This window comes from Armatimonas sp., from assembly GCF_043760365.1.
GTDB lineage: Bacteria > Armatimonadota > Armatimonadia > Armatimonadales > Armatimonadaceae > Armatimonas.
The window spans coordinates 1-5008 of record NZ_JAYUPA010000396.1; the positions used below are offsets into that span (position 1 = coordinate 1).

The following is a 5008-nucleotide window of genomic DNA, read 5'->3' on the forward strand; positions in this document are numbered from 1 at the left end:
CCCTATTTGGAGGGATCTAGAAATCCATGATGGCTTGCAGATTGTCAGGGACAGGTTTTAGTTGGACAGAATCCAAGGGCGTTTAAAAATGCGAAAACCACCAGCCCAGGAACTGAGCTAGTGGTTTTCGTTAGTTGTGGGCTGGAAGTTACTCGGACTAAGTTGCCTGCTTGAAGGCGACGCTGCCCGACTCGGTGACATCCACGATGAGGCTCCCCGCCAGAACGCCACTTAGAAGCGCCTTGTTCAAGTCAAGAACCACCTGGCGCTCGGGGGCATTGAGTGCCTTGGCGCGGCGCACACGGGTTGTCAGGGTCTTGAGTTCGGCTTCCTCCGAATGGACACCCCGTGCCCAGTTCACGACGGCAAGCGCCTCTTCCTGACTGGCTCCGGCGGCACCACGGCCATGCAGTAGTGAGTCAATCAAGATCGCGGTCTGCGCCCCATGATCCACTATCGAGCTTCTACGCCGCCGCCGTACTATCGGCACGGCTGCTGCCGTCGCTTCTATCGGTGCTGCTGCCGCTTCTGTGGCGGCTTTCGGTCGTCGTCCCATTATTTTGTTATCTTTCTCTCGTCTGTCGGGAGCGGCAAATCTCCTCTATTCGTCTCTATTTTACCTGACACCCTCGAATTCTCTACTCACTCCAAGAATACCAACGGCTACATATTGTGGCGGGTCGAACTCCTAGCTCTGCCTCGAGCAGCCAGAGGATTTCACACTCTAGAGCAGCGGCAATCACGACTAATTCCAGATCAGAAACAATCCGAGTTTGCCGCTCAATCCGATAAATATCCGCTTCTGTCGGAGACCAACCACCGCCAGAGTGGTTGGTCAGGCGAGCACAGAAAGCATCCTGGGTAAGCTTGAGTTCCTTGCGCCGGTTTTTGACTCGTGCGCCAATGGCGTTCTGATACACCCCGTTTTTTCTTAGGCGTGGTGCACCGCGGGGCATGATTTCTCTCCTAACAAAGTCATGCCTGGATTCTCACGGGAAAAAGCATCTGATAACCTACTAAGTAGTTGGCATCATGATAAAATCCTACTACTTAGAAGGAAATCTTTAGGAGGCTCCATGTTGGTGAACCAATTGGTACAGGGCGGGGAGAGTGTCATACAGCTCTTCGAAAAGATAGCATCTGAAGAGGGCTGGCAGCCTGGCGACCAGCTGCGCACCCACGTTGGTCGCTCTGTCTACTTCGGTGTCTTGGATAAGGAGCGGCTCGTGGGCGGACTCCAGCTCGTCACACCAGATGAAGCAGGCGAGGTTCCTACACACCTGGTCTGGCCCGAGCTTCCCGTACAGGATGCGGCCTCTGGGGTACTCCACGCGGCGGTTCTAGCGGTGCTTCCCGAGTACCGTGGCAAAGATAGTGGCGCGGCGTTCTGGCAGCTTGGCTCGGCGCTGTGGCGCTACTGCGTGGAGAATCAGGTCAAGACTGTCTGGCTAGAAGCAACGCCTAAGATGCTCCGGTGCTATCGTCTGCTGGGCTGGCCACTAGTGGTCATTGGGGAACTGCGGGAGCACTGGGGCGAGCCCTGCTACCCTTGTAGCCTCTCGGTGCGTGAGGTCGCTGGATCGCTTGCCGAGCGCTCCCTAGTCTCGACGACGTATCGAAGCATATTCACCGCTGCCCTACAGCCACGACCACTCACTATCGCTTGAGGCGGCACGGTAAATATGCGACGATGGGGTAGATGAACTCTCCCTTTGCTCGATGAACTCCATCCTTGCCGAAGTCCTCTACGCTCTCTGTGCCCTCCTGCTGGCGAGTGCCTCGATCTTCCTCCTGGTTCGGGAAGGTCGTTCGCCTGTTGTGCGCTGGTTTGTGGCCTCGTGCCTAGCCCTCCTCGTCTGGGTGGTAACCCTATTCCTGTTCGGGCGCTCGGAAGATCCTGGTTACGTTCTGCTGGTCGGTCGTGCCAACTTCGCCGCCGTGAGCCTTGCAGTCTACTTTGGCTTTAGGTTCGTTAAGGCCGTAGCGGCTCTGCCTACCCATGCTAGCGATACCTGGCTACTCTGGTTCTCGGTTGCCCTAGCCGTTATCAGTGCTGGGACTCCATGGATCGATAAGGCTGAGCTGGTCGGCACGGGCATCACGGGTGGTCATGAGACTATCTACGGGCCGCTATTTGGGTTCTACGTCTTCCATGTCACTGGAATGCTGGTCGCCACGCTGTGGCTGGCGTTTCGCTCTAGCATTAGGGTAGCCTCCCCCCACCGAGATAGGCTTCTGCTCCTGGGCTGGGGCACTCTGGCGACTGGTGTGATCTCTCTGGTGACCAACGCGCTTCTTCCCTACACCTTCAATGACTTCCGTTGGATCGATGTGGGGCCGCTCTCGACCTTGCTTTTTCTGCTTGCTGTTGCCTACGCGGTGATCCGCCACCAGCTTTTCGATATCCGTGTGTTCATTCGCCGTGCTGTGGTGCTTGGTGTCGCACTCTCGCTGGTTCTTGCCTGCTATAGTGCCTTGGTGCTGCTGGTAACCGACAAGTTCGCCAGCTCTGAGTCGGGTGGGGTAACGCGCTTTGGCGTTCTGGTCTTGGCCTTCTCCTTCGATCCTATTCGTCGGTTCCTTGAAGGACGAATCGACAAGTTGCTCTTTCATGAGCACCGTTCTTCACCTGAGCGCAGTTCGGCAAACCTCTGAAAAGGCCTTTAAAGTTTATAGAAATTTAATATGTGTCTGTTTTAATCTTGGCGAGGGGATACTGATTATTAATCGACTTGCCATGGGGAAACCTGGATTAGATATAGGCGAGAATCCTTACGTTTATGATTTTCGTCCTCCAACAGCGGAGGAAAAATCACAACTTATTCGATGGTTGGCGACCAATTGCTTCAGTGGGGACGTGGATGATGCCAAGAGAATGCTGTCAAGCCTGCGTCTTGTGGTGCTACCCAACATCGTCTCAGGCAATGCAGGAACTGTTACGAGTACCAAAGAGGGCGTCGAAGAGTCGAACTCGGGCGACCAGGATAGTCCCTCCTGTCTTGAAGAGTTTCCTTGTGGGCCAGTGGGCGAGCAAGAAATGCCTTTTCCCAGTCAAGAAATACCGGTACGCAGTGATGTGCTTTTGGTTACTTGGCCGGAACTGCCGCCCCGTGTGAGCGCTTTCTATTGGGATCAGGATCGCCTGATCTCGACGGAAGAGAAGGAGCGACAAATTCGCCATGCAGCACTTTCAACCTCTCAAGGGTTGCGCCTCCTGCTGGAGGATCTCCATAATACTGTTCGTCGTTGGGAAGCTCCTTGTTAGTCTGGGCGCTGGTTAGGTTAGTAAAGGCACTCGCTTGGTCGCTGAGCCCTCTGATGGTCAGAGTGTAAACTACTGGTATGGAAGATGGAACGCCTCGATGCAGGAGAGGCTACACTCTCGATAGCGACGGCTCTTTACTTGATATGCCTGATGCGGACGTGCGTTTCTACCCCCGTTTCTTCGACGAGTCAGAAGCCGACCGGCTCCTTGCCGAGCTGATCCAGACAACCCCGTGGCGGCAAGACCAGATTCGGCTCTTTGGCCGCTTAGTGGATCAGCCACGGCTCACGGCATGGCATGGCGACCCTGGTTGCAGCTACACCTACTCTGGGATGACGATGCAGCCACAAGCCTGGACTGCCGAGCTCCTGGCGATAAAGGAGCGAATCGAGCCTGTGGCCGGTGTGGTCTTCAACAGCGTGCTGCTGAACTACTACCGCTCGGAGCGCGACAGTATGGGGTGGCACTCTGACGATGAGAAGGAGCTGGGTGAGAACCCCGTGATTGCGTCGGTCAACCTGGGAGCGACGCGGCGTTTCCACTTCAAGCATAAGCTCCACAAGGAGCAGAGGGTGGCTCTGGATCTTACGGCGGGGAGCTTGTTGATCATGGCAGGGCCGACCCAGCACTTCTGGCTCCACCAACTCCCCAAGTCGGCGCGGTCGCTTGGGCCTCGGATCAACCTGACCTTTCGAGTCATCCGCTGACTTCTGTGTCATCGGTTGACCTCGCTGTAGAAGGCCTGGCGTATACTGCTCTCATGACAGACAATCCCGACGGGACGCCGCTCCTGACGGTAGAACAGGCGGCGAGCTACTTGCAACTCTCCACCTCCTCAATCCGCTCCTACATCCGCTCGGGCAAACTCAAGGCGTTCCGAGTGGCTGGCTTGCGGAAGGTTCTGATCCAGCGTGTGGATCTACTGGCGCTTCTGGAGCCAGCCCGAGTCACCGAGCTGTAAAGCCCCTCGAAAACAGTCACGGAAAAGGAACGTTTTCGCGCACAGTATCAGGCACTTAACCGCATAGTTCTCTGGGAGATTTAACTCCTAGAGAGTGGCTGGCATGCGCTGCCCCCAAACCCGAGAAATCGGGAGTCGAGTAACCTACCTGCTGGACCTAAACGGGGGTCAGGTCACTCGGTCATTTGCCTGGCGGCCATCCTACCTCAAAACTCTGAAATGCACGACGCCTAACTAGTGACCACTTCTCTTACGATCAGCCTTGTGGACGCGGGTAGCGCTCTTCTGGTGGTAAAGTAGGAATGGCAAAACCGTACTGCGCGGCCCACGCCACTGTTTCCGCCCAGCGCTGACGCTTTGCTTCATCATCTGAATAGGCCCAACCCGCGAGGATGAGCGGTTTAGGCGGCGGCGGGGGGATAGAATCGCCCGCCCGCTGTCGTTTCTCCCACGCCCGCACAAGGGCTTGGTGGATTTCGGCCCATCGCCAAGCAATGGGGCAAATTACGGTTTCGTCCATATTTGACATTTTACTCGGAAGCAGCGAGACGAAACGGAAAAGATAGTGTAGGGAATGATATGACCATCGCCTCTCATCGGGGTGCATATCGCGGCGTGAAGGCATCTGGCAACGAGCTACCAGATAGAAAATGCCCCGTTATGCGAAGCGTCCCTCTCATGATCCGTGAAATGTTTTAAGGGTACAATGCTGTATCCGATACACTCGCCATGCAACCAATTACGCCCGCGCAAGGTGCTTCTGCCGACAATTCAGGCTTGAG

The 5008-nt window shown here is 55.8% G+C and carries 7 protein-coding genes; 5 read left to right on the plus strand and 2 right to left on the minus strand.

Going from position 1 to position 5008, the window contains the following annotated elements; all coding sequences use genetic code 11:
- Positions 1 to 157: 157 nt before the first annotated feature.
- Positions 158 to 556 (minus strand): hypothetical protein, encoded by a 399-nt coding sequence (locus ACH2EH_RS09425; protein WP_395141073.1) that lies wholly within the window; start codon positions 554 to 556, stop codon positions 158 to 160.
- A gap of 520 nt (positions 557 to 1076) precedes the next feature.
- Between ACH2EH_RS09425 and ACH2EH_RS09430 the strand changes: the two genes are divergently transcribed.
- The 5 genes from ACH2EH_RS09430 (at position 1077) to ACH2EH_RS09450 (ending at position 4226) form a co-directional block, all read left to right on the plus strand.
- A complete protein-coding gene (locus tag ACH2EH_RS09430; RefSeq protein WP_395141075.1) occupies positions 1077 to 1667 on the plus strand; it encodes a GNAT family N-acetyltransferase in 591 nt (196 codons plus the stop codon).
- Positions 1668 to 1719: 52 nt separating this feature from the next.
- Complete coding sequence (locus ACH2EH_RS09435) at positions 1720 to 2655, plus strand: histidine kinase N-terminal 7TM domain-containing protein (RefSeq protein ID WP_395141077.1); 936 nt, start codon at positions 1720 to 1722, stop codon at positions 2653 to 2655.
- Positions 2612 to 3265 carry a hypothetical protein gene (locus tag ACH2EH_RS09440; RefSeq protein ID WP_395141079.1) on the plus strand — a complete coding sequence of 218 codons (654 nt, stop codon included), beginning with the start codon at positions 2612 to 2614 and terminating at the stop codon, positions 3263 to 3265. The genes ACH2EH_RS09435 and ACH2EH_RS09440 overlap by 44 nt, the downstream gene beginning before the upstream one ends.
- Before the next feature lie 77 nt (positions 3266 to 3342).
- On the plus strand, positions 3343 to 3972 hold the full coding sequence (locus tag ACH2EH_RS09445; RefSeq protein ID WP_395141081.1) for an alpha-ketoglutarate-dependent dioxygenase AlkB family protein: 630 nt from the start codon (positions 3343 to 3345) through the stop codon (positions 3970 to 3972).
- Between the two features lie 53 nt (positions 3973 to 4025).
- Positions 4026 to 4226, plus strand: a complete 201-nt coding sequence (locus ACH2EH_RS09450; RefSeq protein ID WP_395141083.1) for a helix-turn-helix domain-containing protein — start codon at positions 4026 to 4028, stop codon at positions 4224 to 4226.
- Positions 4227 to 4482: 256 nt separating this feature from the next.
- Here ACH2EH_RS09450 and ACH2EH_RS09455 read toward each other — a convergent pair whose 3' ends face one another.
- On the minus strand, positions 4483 to 4746 hold the full coding sequence (locus ACH2EH_RS09455) for a hypothetical protein (protein ID WP_395141085.1): 264 nt from the start codon (positions 4744 to 4746) through the stop codon (positions 4483 to 4485).
- Positions 4747 to 5008 lie beyond the last annotated feature (262 nt).

What these genes read in the sequence shown, in the direction of transcription:
- ACH2EH_RS09425 (WP_395141073.1), bottom strand. Translation starts at nt 556, where the DNA reads ATGGGACGACGACCGAAAGCCGCCACAGAAGCGGCAGCAGCACCGATA.
- ACH2EH_RS09430 (WP_395141075.1), top strand. Translation starts at nt 1,077, where the DNA reads ATGTTGGTGAACCAATTGGTACAGGGCGGGGAGAGTGTCATACAGCTC.
- ACH2EH_RS09435 (WP_395141077.1), top strand. Translation starts at nt 1,720, where the DNA reads ATGAACTCCATCCTTGCCGAAGTCCTCTACGCTCTCTGTGCCCTCCTG.
- ACH2EH_RS09440 (WP_395141079.1), top strand. Translation starts at nt 2,612, where the DNA reads ATGAGCACCGTTCTTCACCTGAGCGCAGTTCGGCAAACCTCTGAAAAG.
- ACH2EH_RS09445 (WP_395141081.1), top strand. Translation starts at nt 3,343, where the DNA reads ATGGAAGATGGAACGCCTCGATGCAGGAGAGGCTACACTCTCGATAGC.
- ACH2EH_RS09450 (WP_395141083.1), top strand. Translation starts at nt 4,026, where the DNA reads ATGACAGACAATCCCGACGGGACGCCGCTCCTGACGGTAGAACAGGCG.
- ACH2EH_RS09455 (WP_395141085.1), bottom strand. Translation starts at nt 4,746, where the DNA reads ATGGACGAAACCGTAATTTGCCCCATTGCTTGGCGATGGGCCGAAATC.